The organism is Pseudoclavibacter sp. RFBI5, from assembly GCF_002931395.1.
Classification (GTDB): domain Bacteria; phylum Actinomycetota; class Actinomycetes; order Actinomycetales; family Microbacteriaceae; genus Pseudoclavibacter.
The window spans coordinates 107,418-126,621 of record NZ_PSYA01000013.1; the positions used below are offsets into that span (position 1 = coordinate 107,418).

General features: G+C 65.1%; 10 protein-coding genes. 7 read left to right on the forward strand and 3 right to left on the reverse strand.

Features of this window, described 5'->3' with window-relative positions:
* Positions 1–235 precede the first annotated feature (235 nt).
* Positions 236–1,666, reverse strand: coding sequence for a CCA tRNA nucleotidyltransferase (locus C5E06_RS16105; protein ID WP_104307570.1), 1,431 nt, complete (start codon positions 1,664–1,666; stop codon positions 236–238).
* Between the two features lie 92 nt (positions 1,667–1,758).
* Here C5E06_RS16105 and C5E06_RS16110 point away from each other — a divergent pair, with 92 nt between their 5' ends.
* The 7 genes from C5E06_RS16110 (at position 1,759) to C5E06_RS16140 (ending at position 10,717) form a co-directional block, all read left to right on the forward strand.
* The gene (locus C5E06_RS16110; RefSeq protein WP_104307571.1) at positions 1,759–4,173 is read left to right on the forward strand and encodes a DUF6049 family protein; all 2,415 of its coding nucleotides are present in this window, start codon (positions 1,759–1,761) and stop codon (positions 4,171–4,173) included.
* Between the two features lie 2 nt (positions 4,174–4,175).
* Positions 4,176–6,257, forward strand: coding sequence for a murein biosynthesis integral membrane protein MurJ (murJ, locus tag C5E06_RS16115; protein WP_219820235.1), 2,082 nt, complete (start codon positions 4,176–4,178; stop codon positions 6,255–6,257).
* 71 nt (positions 6,258–6,328) lie between these two features.
* Entirely contained in the window at positions 6,329–7,321 is a 993-nt protein-coding gene (gene trxB, locus C5E06_RS16120; protein WP_104244178.1) for a thioredoxin-disulfide reductase, read from the forward strand.
* Between the two features lie 91 nt (positions 7,322–7,412).
* The gene (gene trxA / locus C5E06_RS16125; RefSeq protein ID WP_104244011.1) at positions 7,413–7,736 is read left to right on the forward strand and encodes a thioredoxin; all 324 of its coding nucleotides are present in this window, start codon (positions 7,413–7,415) and stop codon (positions 7,734–7,736) included.
* Positions 7,737–7,760: 24 nt separating this feature from the next.
* Complete coding sequence (ybaK, locus tag C5E06_RS16130; RefSeq protein ID WP_104244013.1) at positions 7,761–8,246, forward strand: Cys-tRNA(Pro) deacylase; 486 nt, start codon at positions 7,761–7,763, stop codon at positions 8,244–8,246.
* A 150-nt stretch (positions 8,247–8,396) separates the two neighbouring features.
* Positions 8,397–9,719: a PLP-dependent aminotransferase family protein gene (locus C5E06_RS16135; RefSeq protein WP_104244015.1), complete on the forward strand. Its 1,323-nt coding sequence runs from the start codon at positions 8,397–8,399 to the stop codon at positions 9,717–9,719.
* Positions 9,720–9,754: 35 nt separating this feature from the next.
* Positions 9,755–10,717, forward strand: a complete 963-nt coding sequence (locus tag C5E06_RS16140; protein WP_104307572.1) for a D-alanine--D-alanine ligase — start codon at positions 9,755–9,757, stop codon at positions 10,715–10,717.
* A 174-nt stretch (positions 10,718–10,891) separates the two neighbouring features.
* Here C5E06_RS16140 and C5E06_RS16145 read toward each other — a convergent pair whose 3' ends face one another.
* Together C5E06_RS16145 and C5E06_RS16160 are read right to left on the reverse strand one after the other, a co-directional pair.
* Positions 10,892–11,866 (reverse strand): ParB/RepB/Spo0J family partition protein, encoded by a 975-nt coding sequence (locus tag C5E06_RS16145; protein ID WP_104307639.1) that lies wholly within the window; start codon positions 11,864–11,866, stop codon positions 10,892–10,894.
* Positions 11,867–12,324: 458 nt separating this feature from the next.
* Positions 12,325–13,248: a ParA family protein gene (locus C5E06_RS16160; protein WP_104244018.1), complete on the reverse strand. Its 924-nt coding sequence runs from the start codon at positions 13,246–13,248 to the stop codon at positions 12,325–12,327.
* Positions 13,249–19,204: the final 5,956 nt, after the last annotated feature.

Genomic DNA, 19,204 nt, shown 5'->3' on the forward strand with positions numbered 1-19,204 from the left:
GCTTCGACAGACCAGAGTTCGCTTGGCAGACCAGCCGCGCTGAATCCCCTGCCCGTGCATCCAAACGTGCACCGTCCGTGATGGGTTTTCACGACCGGTGATGGGAAAAAACCCATCACCGTCACCGAAAGTCATCACGCGCCTCAACGGCGCCACGACGGACCGGCGCCACGACGGACCGGTGCCGCTTCGGACCGGTGCCGCCTCGGACTGGTGCCGCTTCGGAGCGGTGCCGCTACGGCCGGTTCTGCTCCCACCAGTCGAGCAGTCGCTGCTTCGCGTCGTCGTGCTCGAGCGGACCCTCGTCGAGGCGCACCTCGAGCAGGTGCTTGTATGCCTTGCCGACGAGCGGGCCGGGGGCGATGTCGAGGATCGCCATGATCTGCTCCCCATCGAGACTGGGGCGCACGGAGTCGAGCTCCTCCTTCTCCTGCAGTTCCAGGATGCGCCGCTCGAGGTCGTCGATCGCGAAGAGGAGCCGATCGGACTTCCGCTGGTTGCGCGTCGTGATGTCGGCGCGGATGAGGATGAGGAGCCGCTGCAGCTCTGGTCCGGCGTCTCGCGCGAATCGTCGCACTGCCGAGTCGGTCCAGCCCGCGCCCTCGTAGTTGAAGACCCGCATGTGGAGTTCGACGAGACGCGCCACCGACTTGATGGTGTCGTTGTCGAACCGCAGTGACGTGAGGCGCTTGCGCGCGAGCTTCGCGCCGACGACGTCGTGGTTGTAGAAGGTGACCTTCCGCCCCTCGCCGAAGCGTCTCGTCTTGGGCTTGCCGATGTCGTGCAGCAGCGCGGCGAGGCGCAGGACGAGGTCCGAGTCCGCTCCGGGGTTGCGCTCGCGCTCGAGGCTGATGGCCTGTTCGAGCACCGTGATGGAGTGCTCGTAGACGTCCTTGTGCCGGTGCGCGTCGTCGCGTTCGAGCTGCAGCGCGGGCAGCTCCGGCAGCACGAGCTCGGCGAGCCCCGTCTCGACGAACAGCTCGAGGCCTGGCCGAGGCGTGTCCGTCTTGAGCAGCTTCACGAGCTCGTCGCGCACTCGTTCCGCGGAGATATCGAGGATGCGCCGCCGCAGCTCGACGATCGCGTCGAAGGAGTCGCGGTCGAGCTGGAAGCCGAGCTGCGAGGTGAACCGCACCGCCCGCAGCATCCGCAACGGGTCGTCGCCGAACGATACTGCAGCCTCGATGGGCGTGCGCAGGGTCGTCTCGATGAGGTCTTTCGTGCCGTCGGAGGGGTCGACGAGCGTGAGCGCCGGGAGCTGCAGGGCAAGCGCGTTGACGGTGAAGTCGCGCCGATGCAGGTCGCCGTCGATGGTGTCGCCGAACGCCACGACGGGCTTCCGGGAGGTCCCGTCGTAGCTGTCGGCGCGGTAGGTCGTGATCTCGACGGTCTCACCGGAGAACCGTGCCCCGATCGTGCCGAACTCGCGACCGATGTCCCAGTGCGCATCCGCGATCGGGGCGACGATGCGGAGGATCTCATCTGGCCGAGCGTTCGTCGTGAAGTCGAGGTCGGTGACGTCCCTCCCGAGGAAGGCATCTCGCACCGGACCGCCGACCAGGGCGAGCTCGAAGCCCGCGGCCTCGAAGGCGGAGGCGAGCTCGGCGACGGGAGACGCGGTCGCGAGTCCGCGAAGGCGTTCCATGGCGGACTGCACGTTTTGCATCCGCTCATTCTACGAGGCGAGGCGGACGGTCCGCTCGCCTCTGAGGGCGCGTTCAGCTCGCCACCTCGCCGTCCGTCCTTACTATGGAGGTCATGGACCACGCACCGCGCGCCGCTGTGCCACGGTTCCTGCGTGCCTGTGCACGCCGGGTTGTCCCTGCGACGCTCCTGGCGTCGGTGCTGGCGCTCGGGGTCACCGGTGGCGCGTCAGCTGCACCCACGAACCAGACGAGCCCGGCCACGGTCAGCGCCTCGACAGCCGCGCCGCGAGCCATCGCCGACGCGCCGGACGGGCAGGTCTCGATCTTCGCCGCGCCGGCCGACGGCGGTCTCGTGCAGCCAGGCGGACCGCTCGTCGTGGAGCTCGTCGTCGTGAACAAGACGGATGCCGAGATCGCGCCCGGCCAGCTCGAGCTCGCGGTCGGTTCGTCGACGATCGACACGAGGTTCGCGTTGAATGCGTGGAGCTCCTCGAGCAACGAGTCCGCGGTTGACCGGCTCGACGTCGTCGCGGACCTCGCAACGGAGAGCGTCCCGCCCGGGGAGACCGAGCTCGTGAACGTGTCGGTATCTGCGGAGGGGCTGCCGTTCGCCGCCACCGACGACTTCGGTCCCCGAGCCATGGCCGCGACCCTCACGAACGGTGACTCGAAGCTCGCACAGGCGCGTTCCACGATCGTGCTCAACGGTGTCGCTGCCGCTGAGCCGACGCTCGTCTCGACCGTCGTTCCCATCACCTCCGGCCTGTTCGTCGACGCCGATGAGGCGCTGCTCAGCAGCGCGCGGCTCGCCGAGGAGACGGCCCCGGGCGGGCGCCTCGAGAAGATCCTCACCGCGGTCGAGGCCAGCCCGAACTCGACGGTCGCGATCGACCCCCGCCTCCTGGCCTCGATCCGCGTGCTCGGTTCTGCAGCCCCGCAGTCGGCGCTCACATGGCTGGACCGGCTGACGGCGATCGACAATCAGACGTTCGAGCTTCCCTTCGCAGATGCGAGCCTCACCCTCCAGTCGCAGTGGGGGGCCCAGCAGCCGCTGGAGGTCACGAACTTCGACTTCGACATCGATCCCGCGAACTTCGCCGATCCCGCGGAAACCCAGACGCCGACGCCGACGCCGACGCCGACCGAGAGCGCCGACACCGGGACGCTCACCCCCTCCGAGGACGAGGCGGCGGGCACCGACGCAGAGGGCAGCTCGGAATCGTCCTCGTCCCCCGAGGCGACCACGACCGAGTCCCCCGCGCCAACCGCCACAGAGGATCCTGAGCCGGTCGCACCGCCGCTGCCCACGACCGAGAGCCTCGTCAGCTTCCCGTACACGATGAGCGGCGTCGTCTGGCCGCAGGCTGGCACCGTCCAGTCGGCAGACCTCGACAGGTTCCGCGACTGGGGCGGCGAGTCCCTCATCCTGGACGACTCCAACACGGGGGTCAGCGCGGACGCGGACTTCACCGAGAGCGCGCAGGCCACGGTCGCAGGCTGGAGCGCGGTCATCGCCGAGAAGACCCTCGACGACGCGATCGACGACGCCGTGCACGCCACCACGGACGAGGAATGGAACGAGGCGGCGACGCGCATCGCGACGCTCCTGGCCGTCGTGACGCGCGAACTCCCCTACGAGCCGCGCACGCTGGTCGGCACGGTGACGCGCGACGAGTTCGACGGCGATCGCCTCGCACAGACCCTGCAGTTCGTGGATGGGCTGAGCTGGGCTTCAGCGACACCGCTGACGTTCCCGAGCGACGCCGACACCGGGCGGCGGGAGGCCTCCCTCATCGACGGAAGCGTCGGCGAGTCCGCGTTCAACCGCATGACGAACGTCATGCAGACCATCGAGCGCGCGCAGGTCATCTCGACGATCTTCGAGGACCCGCAGGACTACAGCGACCCGGTCCGAGTCGCCGGCATCGGTGCCCTCGCAACCGGGTGGGCGACCACACCGGCAGAGGCGCAGACTGCCGTCAGCGGGCTCCGCAACCACGTCACGCTCACGGAGTCGTATGTCCAGCTCGGGGACACGAGCGAGGCGCTCATCGTCGGCCGCGACACCGAGCTGCCGCTCTTCGTGTCCAACGCGATCCAGGACCGCAAAGTCACCGTGCTCGTCGAGTTGAGGCCGACGACGGGCGCCGTCGAGACTGGCGACGCCGTCGCCCTCACGATCGAGCCGAACTCGATGTCGCGGGTCGGCATCCCCATCAAGGCGATCGCCAACGGACCGACGTACGTCACCGTGAACGTCATGACCCCGGATGGCGAGCAGCTCTCCTCGACGAAGCAGATTCGCCTGGATGTGCGCGCCGAATGGGAGAGCATCGCGATCCTCGTCGCGAGCGCCGGCTTGGCCGTGCTCTTCATCGCGGGTCTCGTGCGCACCATCCGTCGTCGGCTCGCGGCAGTGGCCGGACCCGGAGCCGAGCCTTCGGACGCTCAGACCTCCGCCGAGGACAGCACCCAAGCCGACGCGGCTGACACCCAGACCGCCGACGCGGCGAAGACCGAGGAGTAGGCATGGCTCAGGGCATCGCTCGGGCGAGCGCGCTCCTGGCATCGGGCACCATGGTGTCTCGCGTGCTGGGCTTCGTGAAGGCCATCGTCATCGCGCAGACGATCGGTGTCATCGGCGTCTCCGCCGACGCCTACGCCGGGGCGAACCAGCTGCCGAGCAACATCTACTCGATCATCTCGGTCGGGCTCCTCAACGCCGTCATCGTGCCGCAGGTCGTCAAGGCAGCGAGACACGAAGACGGCGGTCAGCTCTACGTCAACAGGCTCGTGACGCTCGCCATGGTGCTGCTGGGCGGGCTGACGATCCTCGCGACCGTAGGCGCGCCCATCATCGGCGCGCTCTACGGCGCGAGCCTCAGCCCCGAACAGCTGGGGCTCCTCGTGGCGTTCGCCTACTGGTGCATGCCGCAGATCTTCTTCTACGGCATGTACGCCGTCCTCGGCGAGATCCTCAACGCCCGCGGCCTCTTCGGGCCGTTCGCGTGGGCGCCCGTCATCAACAACGTCGTCGGCATCGCAGGCCTGCTGCTGTTCAGCTCCGTGTTCGGCGCCGACCCGACGGGTACCGGGCGCAACATCGACTCGTGGGACCCGACGATGATCGCGACGCTCGGCGGCACCGCCACGCTCGGCGTCGCGATGCAGACGATCGTGCTGCTGTTCTTCTGGCGTCGCGCCGGCCTGCGCTTCGGCCTGGACTTCCAGTTCCGCGGCACGGGCCTCGGTCAGGTCGGCAAGCTCGCCGGGTGGACGCTCGGCATGCTGCTCGTCATGCAGCTCGCCGGCCTCGTCGAGACGATCGTCGCCTACCTGGCATCCGGTGAGAACGCGTCGATCGCGGCCATGCAGAACGCGTTCCTCATCTTCGCGCTCCCGCACGCCGTCATCGCCGTCTCGATCGCCACTGCGTTCTTCACCCGCATGAGCGCGGCGATCAGTGACGACAGACCCCAGGACTTCATCCGCGACCTCTCCGAGGGCTCGCGCCTCATCGGCATGTTCTTGCTGTTCGCCGGGTTCGGCCTCGCACTCGTGGCTGTGCCGTTCGCGCGGATCTTCGCGACGACGGATGCCGGCATCAACTCGATCGCGGCGATCCTCATCGCGTTCCTGGTCGGCCTCATCCCATTCAGTGGCCTGTTCCTCGTGCAGCGCGCCTTCTACGCGCTCGAGGACACCAAGACCATCTTCTTCGTGTTCCTCTTCACGTTGCCACTGCACATCTTCGGCATGGCGCTCGCCGCGATCGGGCCGGTCGAGCTCATCGTCGTGGGCCTCGCCCTGATGCAGTCGATCATGTCGACCCTGCGGCTCGCGATCCTGCTCTTCATCCTGCGGAAGCGGATGGGCCAGCTCGACTTCGCGAACATCGTTCGCTCCTACGTGCGCTTCACGATCGCGGCCATCGCTGCATCCATCCCAGCCCTGATCGTCATGGTGCTGCTCGGCACGTTCCAGGAGGACGGCTTCCCCCGCTCCGGCATCTTCCAGGCGCTCGTCTCGTGCGCGATCGGCGCCGGCATCATGGCCCTCTTCTACTTCCCCCTGCTCTGGCTGCTCAAGTCACCCGAGTTCCGGGGCTTCGCCGGCCCACTCCTGGCTCGTTTCGGCATCAAGCCCGGCCCGCCATCGAGTCCAGCCCGCCCCGGCGAGGAGGGGCTCGACGAGGATGACCTTCCGGCGTTCCCAGAAACCGTCTCCGTTGGCGCGGAGGACTCGGCACCGACGCCATGGAATCTCGCATCCGAGGAGATCGAGCCCGACCCTGCGGACGAACGCAGGCAGGCTGCGGAGCAGGAACAGCGCGAGGAGCGAGTCAACGCGGCCTCCTGGGCGTTCGGTGGCGCCACCGAGGACCTCTCGACCGCCGGCATCATCCTGCCCATGCACTCGCGGACGACCGAGATCCCGAAGGTCGGCCGACAGGAACCGCCCCGCACCCGCCGGGAGCGTCGCGAGGAGGAGCGCCGAGCTGTGATCGAGCTGGCCGCCCGCCGTGAAGAAGAGGCGCGTCTCGCCCGTGAGGCCCGGAGCCAGGCCGATGACGACGACGGGCGCGGTTCAACACCTCGTCCGAAGGAATAGTCGCTAGTCTCAACGCGTTTGCCTGTATGTCGAGCCGCGATTCCCGCGACTCGGAGAAGTGCGGAGGACTCATGCGGAACGTCATCATCATCGGTTCAGGCCCCGCCGGCTACACGGCTGCGATCTACGCGGCCCGTGCTGGCCTCAAGCCTGTCGTCATCACCTCGAGCGTCGAAGTCGGCGGCGAGCTGATGAACACGACCGACGTCGAGAACTTCCCCGGCTTCCCCGAGGGCATCCTCGGCCCAGACCTCATGGAGCGCATGCAGGCGCAGGCTGAGCGCTTCGGCGCCGAGCTCGTCTACGACGACGTCACGACGGTCGACCTCGAGGGCGACGTCAAGAAGGTCTCCACGTCGTACAGCGGCGACTTCGAGGCTCGCACGGTCATCATCTCGACCGGTTCCGCCTACCGGAAGCTGGGCCTCGACGCTGAAGGCAGGCTCTCGGGCCGCGGCGTCTCCTGGTGCGCGACCTGCGACGGCGCGTTCTTCAAGGACCAGCACATCGCGGTCGTCGGCGGCGGCGACTCGGCGATGGAGGAGGCGACCTTCCTGACGCGCTTCGCGAGCAAGGTCACGATCATCCACCGCTCCGAGAACCTCCGCGCATCGGTCATCATGCGCGAGCGTGCGGAGCAGAACCCGAAGATCGAGTGGATGCTCAACTCCCGTATCGAGGACATCACCGGTGAGGCGAGCGTCGAGTCGGCGAGCGTCCTCAACACGGCGACCGACGAGCGCACCGAGCTGCCCGTGACGGGCGTGTTCGTCGCGATCGGCAACGACCCCCGCATCGACCTCTTCAAGGATGTCCTCGACATCACCGAGGAGGGCACGATCTGGGTGGATGGCCGCTCCTCGCGCACGAGCATCCCCGGTGTCTTCGCCGCCGGCGACGTCATCGACCCCCACTACCGTCAGGCCATCACGGCTGCGGGTTCCGGCACGGTCGCGGCACTCGACGCGGAAGCGTTCCTGGCGGCTCTCCCCGAGCCGATCGCGGAGGAGTCGGAAGACCAGGCAGCCGCCGCGGTGACGGAGAGCGAAACCGTCATCGTCTGATCGACCGGAGCGCACGCAGACTCAATCCGAGCAGGCACTCCGCCCCGAACACCATTCACCACGAAGCACGACAACTCCCACGGAGGTACCAATGTCAGAACCGATCGTCGCCACCACGGCGAACTTCGACCAGATCGTGGCAGACGCCCCGGGTCCCGTCATCGTCGACTTCTGGGCGCCCTGGTGCGGCCCGTGCCGCCAGGTCGCCCCAGTGCTCGACCAGATGAGCGAGGCGCACGAGAACCTCTCCATCGTCAAGGTCAACGTCGATGACGAGCCCGACCTGGCCATGAAGTTCCGCATCACGAGCATCCCGGCCCTCAAGCTGTTCTCGAACGGCGAGGTCGTCAAGGAGGTCGTCGGCGCATACCCGCGTGCGGCGCTCGAGAAGCAGTTCGCCGACTACCTGGGCTAGACCCGACCGGCGAAGGAAGCAGACATGGCGAGGGCGCCGATAACGCCCGCAACGAAGGCGCTCGTCGCTGCCGGGGTCGAGCACGTGGTTCACAGCTACGTGCACGACCCCGGCGTCTCTGCGTTCGGCGCCGAGGCGGCTGCGAAGCTCGGCATCGACGAGGCCCGCGTCTTCAAGACGCTGATCGTGCAGCTCGACGAGAAGCAGCTGGCTGTCGCCGTCGTGCCCGTCAGCGGGTCGCTCGACCTGCGCGGGCTCGCTCAGGCAGCTGGCTGCAAGCGCGCGGCGCTCGCCGACACCGCGCTCGCAGAGAAGCGAACCGGGTACGTGCGAGGTGGCATCAGTCCGTTCGGCCAGCGGATGCGACTGCCGACGTACCTCGACGAGTCGGCGTTCGCGCATCCGACGGTCTTCGTCTCCGGCGGACGCCGAGGGCTCGACATCGAGGTCGCGCCGACGGCGTTCCTGCAGGTCGTCGACGGCCATCGCGCACCGATCTCGAAGCGCTGACTCGGGGGCTGGGGACGCAAACAGGGGTGCGCACGCACTTCGCCTGCAGCTCACGCACGCGGGCCGATCAGTCCACTTCCTGCATGCGGTTCGCGAGACAACGCTCGGCGCGGGCGTATCCTGGGATTTCGACTCTCGCGAAGGAACCCCGTGACGCATCCAGGAGACGTCGGCCCGCAGACAGGCCGAAACCTTGACCCGTGGTACACCAGCTACGCCGACCGCACCGCCGGTCTGGCCGCCAGCGAGGTCCGAGCCCTCTTCGCCGTCGCCTCTCGCCCCGAGGTCGTTTCGCTCGCCGGCGGCATGCCGTTCGTGCAGGCCCTCCCGGAAGAGCTCATCCACTCCGCTTTCTCCACGATGATGCGGGAGCACGGCTCCGAGGCACTGCAGTACGGGGGCGGGCAGGGCATCCCCGAGGTGCGCGAGCAGATCCTGCAGGTCATGAGCCTCGAAGGCATCAACGACGCGTCAGCGGACGACGTCGTCACGACGACCGGTTCGCAGCATGCCCTCGACCTCGTGTCGAAGCTCTTCCTGAATCCCGGAGATGTCGTCCTTGCGGAGGCACCCAGCTACGTGGGTGCGCTCGGCACGTTCAAGTCGTACCAGGCGGACGTTGCCCACGTCACGATCGACGACAACGGACTCATCCCAGAAGCGCTCGAGGAGACCATCGCGCACCTTCGTGCCGAAGGCAGGACCATCAAGTTCCTGTACACCGTCGCGAACTACAACAACCCCGCCGGCGTCACGATGAGCCTCGAGCGGCGCATCCGCGTGCTGGAGATCTGCAAGCGCGAGCACATCCTGATCCTCGAGGACAACCCGTACGGGCTCCTCTACTTCGACAAGCCCGGCCTGCCAGCGCTGCGTTCGATGGATGCAGAGAACGTGGTGTACCTCGGGTCGTTCTCGAAGATCCTCTCGCCGGGCCTCAGGGTCGGCTGGGCGCTCGCGCCGCACGCCATCCGCGAGAAGCTCATCCTCGCCGTCGAGGCGTCCATCCTCTCCCCGTCGACGTTCAACCAGTGGGTTGTCACCGAGTACCTGCGGCAGAGCGACTGGCAACAGCAGATCGAGGGCTACCGGGACGTGTACCGGGAGCGTCGCGACGCCATGGACCAGGCCCTGCAGGAGCACCTCCCGCAGCTCAGCTGGACGAAGCCGGACGGCGGCTTCTTCGTGTGGGTGCGCCTCACCGAGCAGCTCGATTCGAAGCAGATGCTGCCCCGCGCCGTGAAGGAGCTCGTCGCCTACACGCCAGGAACCGCGTTCTTCGCCGACGGCCGCGGCCGCCACGAGATGCGCCTCTCGTTCTGCTACCCGACCCCCGAGCGCATCAAGCTCGGTGTGCGGCGTCTCGCGAATGTCATCAACGGCGAACTCGACCTCGTCGAGACGTTCGGAACGTCGACGCGGCGCGGACCCGACGCGGACCGCGTCAACATGCCGCCGCCCAACATCTCCTGACCGCGGCACCTGACTCTCCTACGAAGGGAACCCCATTGAGCATCGAGGGCCTGCACGTCGTCATCCTCTCCGGCGGCATCTCGCATGAGCGGGACGTCTCGCTGCGATCTGGCAGGCGGGTCGCGGATGCGCTCAGCCGAGCGGGCGCGAACGTCACCATCCGCGAACCCGACGCCTCCCTGCTCAGCTTTCTCGAAGAGTCGAAACCCGACGTCGTCTGGCCCCTGCTGCACGGCTCGAGTGGCGAGAACGGTGCCCTGTACTCGCTGCTGCGCGCCGCACGCATCCCGTACGTGGGGTCCCGGCCGACGTCCGCGCGGCTCGCGTGGAACAAGGCGACCGCGAAGGCTCTCGCGAAGCGAGCAGGGCTGTCGACTCCCGCTTCGATCGTGCTCGAGAACAGCACGTTCCGCGAGCTCGGCGCCGAGGCCGTCATGCGCCTCATCGCGCGCGGCATCGAGCTGCCAGCTGTCGTGAAGCCCGTCGAGGGCGGGTCAGCGCAGGGTGTGACGTCGGTCTCGACGTTCGAGGAGTTCCCGCAGGCACTCGTCACCGCGTTCACCTACGACGACACGGTGCTCATCGAGAAGCGCATCGAGGGCCGCGAGGTGATGGTCGGCGTGCTCGACCTCGACGGCGAACCGCTTGCCCTGCCCGCAGTCGAGGTCGTGGCCAACAAGGGCGTCTACGACTACGAGGCCCGCTACAACGCCGGTGAGACGACGTACTACGCTCCGGCGAGACTGTCCGACGAGGAAGCCCAACGCGTCAGCGAGGCGGCCCTGCACGCGGTCGCGACGATCCGTCTCTCCGACATCGCACGGGTCGACTTCATCGTCGATGAGGCCGGCGTCGTGTGGTTCCTCGAGGCAGACCCCATCCCGGGGCTCACGGAGACCTCGATCGTGCCCCTCGGCATCGAGGCCGACGACTCCGAACTCAGCGCGATCTACGCGCAGCTCGCCGCATCTGCCGCAGCGCGCGGACCACTCGAGTAGGCAGCTCTTCCCCGCCGAACAGCTGAGGTGGATGTGCGGTCGACGCGCATCCACCTCAGCTGTTCCTGGGCGGGACTTCGCTGGACCTGCACCCGCGTGGCGAAGCAGTCCAGGGACGACAGGGAGACGGGCAGGCTGTCGGCGCCGCCAGGTGCGGCGCCGACGTGGGCCGAGCTACTTGCCGGGTGCCGACTCCCCGAGCTCCTCGAGGATCCGATTCAGGTCCGCAATGGAGGCGAAGTCAACGACGATCTGGCCCTTGGTGCGCCGCAGGGTGACCTTGACGCGAGTGTTGAGGCGGTCACCGAGCTGCTCCCCGATCTCGTCGAGGTACCCGGTGAGGCCGCTGCGGGGCTCCTTGTGGATGGGCGCCTGGGTGTCTGCCTTGGCGCTGCTCGACTTGGCGGCGGCAGCCTCGGCCGAGCGAACGCTCAGGTCCTCGTTGACGATCTTGTCGGCGAGCTGCTGCATGGCTGCCGGTTCGCCGGCGCTGAGGATCGCACGGGCGTGGCCTGCTGAGAGCACACCGGCTGCGACGCGACGCTGAACTTCCAGCGGAAGCCGAAGGAGGCGCAGCGTGTTGCTGATCTGCGGGCGCGATCGACCGATTCGCTCCGCGAGCACCTCCTGCGTGATCCCGAAGTCGTTGAGGAGCTGCTGGTACGCGGACGCCTCTTCAAGCGGGTTGAGCTGACTCCGGTGCAGGTTCTCGAGGAGCGCGTCACGCAGCATGACGTCGTCTTCGGTATTGCGGATGACGGCCGGGATGCTCGAGAGACCGGCTGCCTTCGTCGCCCGCAGGCGACGCTCACCCATGATGAGCTCGAAGTCGGCTTCGTCGCGGAGCGGGTGGTCGGCCGGGATCGGGCGAACGACGATCGGCTGGAGAACCCCGAACTCACGGACGGAGATGATGAGCTCCTGCAGCGCGGCCTCGTCGAACTCGGTTCGAGGCTGGTGCGCGTTCGGAACGATCCGGCTCGGGTCCAGGGCGCGCAGGGTCGCACCAGGGATCTCGATAAGGCCGTCTCCGTCGACACCGTTGTCGCTGTCAGCACTGCTCGGCGCAGCAGTTGCATCGAGCGCTTCGGGCGAACGCTCCGACGCCGGTGCGCTGGTGCTCGTGAGCTCCTGCGTGTCGTCGACCATGCTGGTTGAATCGATCTTCTTCGATTCAGCCCCGTTCTTCGGAGTCGCGGGGATGCCTGAAGCTGCCTTCGCAGCCGTGGTGCGGGCCTTGGCTCCGGCAGGGGCCTTGGCAGTAGAAGACTTGGCAGCAGGGGTCTTGGCAGCAGACACCTTGGCCGTTGGGGCCTTGGTCGTTGCCGCTCTCGCACGACTTGCACGAGTCGCGGGGGGCTTCGTTTCCGTACCCGTCTCTGCGGTCTTTGCGTCGTCTGATGCCGCCTCTTCGGCCGCCGCGGCATCAGACGCGACCGTTGTCGCCTCTTTTCCTGCATTGGTACGCGTCGATGCAGTCGTGGGATAAGCAGGTGTGTCACTGTCGAAGAAAACGTCGGAGGGGCGTGATGCACCTCGGTCTGACGTGGGGATGAGTGCCCCGATGCCCCGACCGAGTCCGGTCCGTTTTTTTGTAGCCATGTTGTTTATGCTCCTCGCTGGGCGATTTCGACGGCCGCTTCGAGATACGCGATCGCGCCGGTCGAGGTTGGTTCGTGGGAAATGATGGTCTTGCCGAAGCTCGGGGCTTCCGAGATACGGACGGTGCGAGGAATCGCAACCTTCAGCGTCTCCTGTGGGAAGTGCTCTCGAACGTCGGCGGCGACCTCCTGCGACAGGTTGGTGCGCCCGTCGTACATCGTCAGCAGGATCGTCGTGAGTCGAAGCTGCGGGTTGAGGTCCTGTGACAGGAGATTGAGGTTCGAGATCAGCTGTCCGAGTCCCTCAAGGGCGTAATACTCGCACTGGATGGGGATGAGTACCTCTCGCGCAGCGACGAAGGCGTTGATGGTCAACAGGCCGAGCGAGGGAGGGCAGTCGATGAAGACGTAGTGGAATTCCTGGTCAGTGCCTGTGGTCTCGTCGAGGAGCCCAGCGATTGCCTGACGCAGGCGGTAGTCGCGCTTGTCGAGGTTGACGAGCTCGATTTCTGCGCCCGCCAGGTCCAGTGTCGCCGGCACGCACCAGAGGGTGTCGATGTCTGGGCACTGCTGCATGAGCTCGCTGAGCGGTTCTCCGTCGAGGAGAGCCTCGTAGGTTCCCGCGGTCTCACCACGGTGTTCGATACCGAGCGCAGTAGAAGCATTGCCTTGTGGGTCCAGGTCTATGACCAGAACGCGGGCGCCGAGCGTCGCGAGGGCCGCCGCGAGGTTGACCGCGGTTGTTGTCTTCCCGACTCCACCCTTCTGGTTGGAGATCGTGAAGATGCGCGTGTGATCGGGGAGGGGAACCTCTCGTTTGACGAGGCTCTTTCTCCGCTGGTTCAGTTCAGAGAGAGCCGTGGCGAGCGGTGAATCGTCGAGCTGCGACGCTGGTGGCGAAGCGGCATCGCCGGCAGATGAAGCTTTCAAGAATGCTCTCCCTCAAGTAGACGTCTCAATTGTGCCCCAGATCGCACGCGGAAACGCGGTGACGCTCAGGCTTGTGGAATCAGTGCACCGCGGTGGGGGTAGTTGGTTTCACGTGGAACATAGTTCCGGCATCATCAACTTCAGCTAGAGGGTTGAGGTGTCGTGGAGACAGCTGACACCGATAGCTGGTCCTAGCGGGATCTGAAAAGGCTCGACCAGCCAACTCGAACTCGCCCATGCCCAAGCCCGCCCTCCTCGTAGCCTCAAACTTGGAGCCCCCAGGAGTGAGGTGAGGGGAAGTGGCGCACGCGCGTACACACCCACGGACCCACGGAGCGGATCCACGGACTCAGGGGCCCACGAACGGGTTGTGTTTCACGTGAAACGCTGGTCATCGGGTAACTGCACGAAAGCCCGGATGCCTGCCTGGCGCCCGCTCCCATTCCTCCGCGAACACGAACAGCTCGCCGCCGTGCATTTTTACTCGCCCTGATGCGAAGCTCAGGACCGTGTAACTGGACTGCGTAGCACCCTGCGTTGAATCACGATCCGAACGCGGTAGGCGCATCCCGCGTCGACCGCACCGTCTACCGCCAACAGCACCCGGACCTTCAGAAGAGAAGCCGATGGCGAGGGGCCAAGGACCCGGCGAGCCATCACGGGGCGGAACTGGATTCTGCAGCCCGTCGGGACCCGTTGTCGAACGGATCTGCGGACCCTGCTGCTGACCAGACCTACGGGCTATGAAGTGGGAGGGATCAGCGAGACCAGCACGACCGACGGGGCAGTCAGGAGGCCGGCGTCCTTGTTGTTGTCGTAAGCGACGGCGTGGCCTGCCCCTCCGCAGCTCAGAGATACAACCGGCGCCGCGGAAGCGGAGGCCGAAGCAGGAGCACGACCTGGTCCACCAACGGGCACACGGCTGTGTGCGCCTCAGTGGACTCGAACCGCACCCCGGCCACTGCAGTGGCGGGCAATCTGCGCGAAGGGAGAGGCGTGCCACTCAACAGACGTCCATTCACCTCGACGACTACGTTTCACGTGGAACGGCCGGAATTGCACCCAAGCTACCCCGTCCTTCAATGTTCCCGAGCGAGCCCGCACTCGACCTCAGAACCGACCGTCGACTGAAGACCGATGATCATGGTGCGCAAGAAGAGCTTGAGGACGGACCGAACCTCAGAGCTTTCGACAGGCCTGAATCGGGGTTGCCCAATGTCACCCTCCTGTGTGCGACGCGCAAGTTCGTCCCAGTGGGCCGACCCATGGTTGTCATCATCGCTGCCGCAGTAGTGGCGAGGAGCAACGATCTGAGGACAGGACCGATAGAGGCTGCCGAAATAGGCCCGATGGGACACTCACCTCTTCCTCAGGCCACGAAACCAATGAGCTCCGGCCGCTACAGGAGGATCGCCCTAGTCTGCTCTCTCCTCGGCACCAGTCCAGTCCGTCAGAGACGCAAATCAGCGTGGACTTCGGACACAAGACACGACAGGGCACTGAGGGGCCAGCAGACCAAACCGCAGGGTCCCAGCCCCACAGCACACAACGGGAACGCGGAACGCGAAGAGACGAGGAGATGGAGAGATGGAGAGATGGAGAGATGGAGAGATGGAGAGATGGAGAGTCCTCGATCTCATTCGCCTCCTGCGCGCGAGATCCCTGTGTTGATTGATCGCCGGCTCTCACTGACCTGTGACCTTGACCCGCTGACCTCCTTCAATCGCTCTGAAGGAAGTCAGCGTCATCACTGCAGTCCGTTTCACGTGGAACACACGGAGGACGTGAGCCCACCATTGTTTGGCGCCCGCCACCGTCTCTGCGGGGGCCAAGAGACTAGCAAGGGGTTTGCGACCCTCTTACGAGGCACCCACCCTCACCACTGGAGCGAATCGTTGATGTTCAGCCGGCGACGGCGCCCAACGTCGACGAACAGGATCGCGATGCAGCTGGCGAAGGGAAAGTACCACCCCCTGTATGCACCGGCGCGGGCACTTCGTTGACACCTCGGCTAATCACCCGCCACCACTCAAACGCCACTACGGGCCCAAAATGCGGCGACAATCATTAGTCAAACAACTGCGCACACGCAGTGCGGGTAAGGAGACTGTGGAACGAGATCTCCGCGGTACGGCGCCCCTACGAGCCCATGAGCATTCACGCTTCTTCGTCTAATGCCCGCCGCGACGCAGCATGGGCTCCGTGTCTCGCCCAGCAAACGCTTTCACGTGCATCCTGCTCTGCGTATTTTGCTTCGCTGGAAATGCCGAGCCGAGGCTAGTACTTCACACGTGGCTTCGGTCTCACCCAGCGGGCTAGGCGTTCAAGATTCGTTCCACGTGAAACACCTGAAAAGAGGCTGGTTCTGCTCTGGTCCGTTGCACGATCAGCCTGCGCCCAGACCCTAGGCGGCGGCCCTACTGGGGCCCAGTATGGGCCCGCTCACAGGGCCTGATGGGACGGACCGACGGACGACGAGATTCGACCGCTCAGCTTACACGTCCCACGGGACTGCCTTGTTTGTGACGATGGGACTTAATGGATCGCCCCCCTTCCACAGACCCCGAGACGAAGGTATTGGCTTCGTTTCACGTGGAGCAGAACCCGACGGCTGACAGCTCGGTTCGGGCCTCAAGCCAGGTCGGGTCTCAAGCTCCCGACAGCTACAAAGCCGCACGGCTCGACCTGGAAGACACGACAAGAGTGTGAGGACTCCAATATCCACGTCAGCGGGTTGTGTGGGCCGCAGAATGAGCACCGGACCTCGCAAGTGCGAGACCTCGAAGTTCGAACCGAAGAGTCCGGTCCGGCGCTCAGAAACAAGACCATCGGACGCTGAGATTCAAGGGATAGCCGAGCGCGCGCCGGTCATGTGATGAGGGCTCCATGATGAGCTCCGAACACCAGCGGATCGCAACTGCACCTCACGGCGACGGTCACGACTGGAACCACGGGCCTAATTCAACTTAGGCTACCGACTGCTTTCGCCAACGCCTTCACTCCCTGTCTTGTGTCATGCCGATTCCACGTTGCAGCACAACCGCGGGGTGCCCGTGGGTCGGTAGCGGTTGAACATGAGTACCTCACGCAACTCATATGAGAACCTAATCGAGTCCCGTCAGACCACTCCATTTGTTCCATGTCTGTCCAGTACTGGGACCCAGACTCCACCACACCAGTCGACTGTCAGCACTGCGGGAGCCTCTCAGCCCCCTAGACCCACCCTTTAACCTCGCCAGCAAGCCCCTGTTCTCAACGCACTCCTATCACTCGCGGCACAGACGTGCCATGATCCAGATGTGCTGTTACCTGTTGCCATTTGGCATTTGCGGCTGTTTGAGAGTTCAGGTGACCCAGCTAGCAGACCACGTTTCACGTGAAACGGGGCGCATTCCTAGCGCTCAATACGGTGGTCGAGCCCCAGTGCAGCAGCCGCTAACGGCGAACCGTTGACGAGGCCAGCCAGCATGACTCTGGGCGCATCTCACCAAGCTGTCGTTCCTTCTCCACTGGACGGTGCCTTCCTGAGCGTTCACATGACGTTTCACGTGGAACGCAATTCACTCCCAAAACTCGGGCGGGCCCAATTGACGTGTAGGGCTGTGTTGCAGTTGGCCCGAAGCGTTCATTCGCACGAGTCGCAATCCGTGACTGCCGCCCTCTCTCTCACGGATCAGAACCTCTGGCAGCCACGGGCACCGGAACTACCCTGACCTCACTGCTTGAGCACCTGGAGACGGACAGTCCACGGCGACTCATGCCGATATCGATCGAGAACTCCCGTAGGTATCGATCGCGGAGCAGATCACTGTTGAGAGATGGACCATCGACGCTTACACAAATGCGGTCTGGCAGGGCGGCCCACTCCGTTGCATTAGCTTTATGCGAAGGGCCTCTGCGCACGATCATCATCGCCCGAGACGTGACTCGACCTGTCAGCTGTCGGTCGTCAGCCGTCACGTTCTGTTTCACGTGGAACACAGCCCTCATCTCAGGATTCGCGGCTGGGATGACACCGTTCCTCCGGCCCGCTGCCCGAAGACGCGTCCCGATAGATCTCCCACATGGTGGGGGGCTGACCTGAGGTTCTCTTTTCCTATTAACCTACTTGGAGCTGAATCGAGTCCGGCCACGGCGTAGAGAGCACTCTCAACTCGTCGACAGACAGGAGTCTCAGATTGACAAGGTGGCACTGTTCCGAGCTATGCGCCCTTGCCCAAGGCCGGTGAGCCCAGCCGGCGCGTTCGACGAGCTGAACTCCTTGAGCCCCGTGGAACACTCCGCTCCGCCCCACAGAGAGGACCAGATGCCGCCGCTGAACATCCAGTATTCGGCGACGGCCGGCTGCTGGAGCCCGCTAGTCGACAACGAGGCGACACCGGCTCCTCATGGTGTTCGAGTCATGGTGCTCTAGCTTCAAGCGCCAACAATCATCCGTTTCACGTGGAACAACACCGCCCTAGAGACTCTCACTACCTACAGCCGGAGCAGGACCGCTACCCACTTCGCGCCGCGGTTACGATCCACAGTTCAGTCGTTGCACCTGTCCGGGACTCTGCTGCCGCGCCTGATTCGATGACAAACGCATTCTCGCGAACCCTCTCAGTCACACGATCCGTATCCTTCCGAACGAGGCGAAGTGCAGCAACTCCGAACGCCCGGGCCTACGGCGCAAATGAAAGCAGTACTACTCTCGCGCTCCACCAACCGTTAGCCGGCCCCAGCGGCCGCGAGCTTGGATCCAATTTGCCGCGACTGGGTTCCGGCGTGCGATTGAGATCGGACACATCGAACGTCAACGCTCGGAACTTCACGCAGCTGAGTCAGTGAATCACTGCATCACTAGGCAGCTAGGCCGCCGCAGAGACGCAGAGACGCAGAGACGCAGAGACGCAGAGACGCAGAGACGCAGAGACGCAGAGACGCAGTTCAGCTTGGCACCCCTAGTGCTGTCGCTGCACTTGATTCGGACTCCAGACCGCAAACTCACACGGTCGATATGCTTCGGCTGGCCCGCTCAATCTCATCCCATTCCCTCTCCCAACCCATGGTGAGAGTGGTCCCCAGGACTGCGGGGCCACTGGGTCCAGAGGGAATCCGATCGACAATGCCTTGGGAGATCCATGGGTGTACGCGCTTGCTCAGCCCAATGGTCATTGCAACAGGCTGAGTACTAGGCAGCGCAGGCACCCAATTTCCCTCGTACTTCCTCCTCGCTTCAACGCGCGAGCACGCAGGAACGCGAGTACACGAGCTCTATGTCCCAACAGGGTGACCACGGACTGCAAGCCTTGGCCTGCGCTGTGACGGTGCGACCGCCGTCGTTTCACGTGAAACAAGCCCAAGTCGGTCTTGGGATGAATAGTGGTGGATCGACAACGGGACGACCGGACGACTGGCCCGTCTTGATCAAGGAAGTTCTGAAACTGTGCGAGGAGCTCAACTGGCGGCCACCGCGGAATCCTCGATCTTGGATCCTGAATTGCACGATGTTTCACGTGGAACGATTTGAAGACAAGACATCGAGACTGGTTGAAGTCACGAGTTCGATCACGTGAACATAGTCATGTGCAGGCACTGCCCGCGACGGGACCGAACATCGAGCGGCTCACGTGAGCTCATCATCGACGCAATCGCATTTGGTAGTCCCGAGCGGGTACGGTCCCACAGCCAGGTCTGTGCCCCCACACGGGTAACCAGACGATTGGGAGCAGCACCGCACCCCACGAGACAGCCAACGCCGATCCGCGCACGGACAGGGGCAACGAGAGCGGCAGGGTCACGGTCACGGTCACAGTCACAGTCACAGTCACAGTCACAGTCACAGTCACAGTCACAGTCACAGTCACAGTCACAGTCACAGTCACAGTGAAGCTATCTCCACACCAGACCAGCTTCCAGCGCCCAACGCGCGCTCCGACAAGCTTGTGGACGGACAGTGACAGTGCCGGCTTTC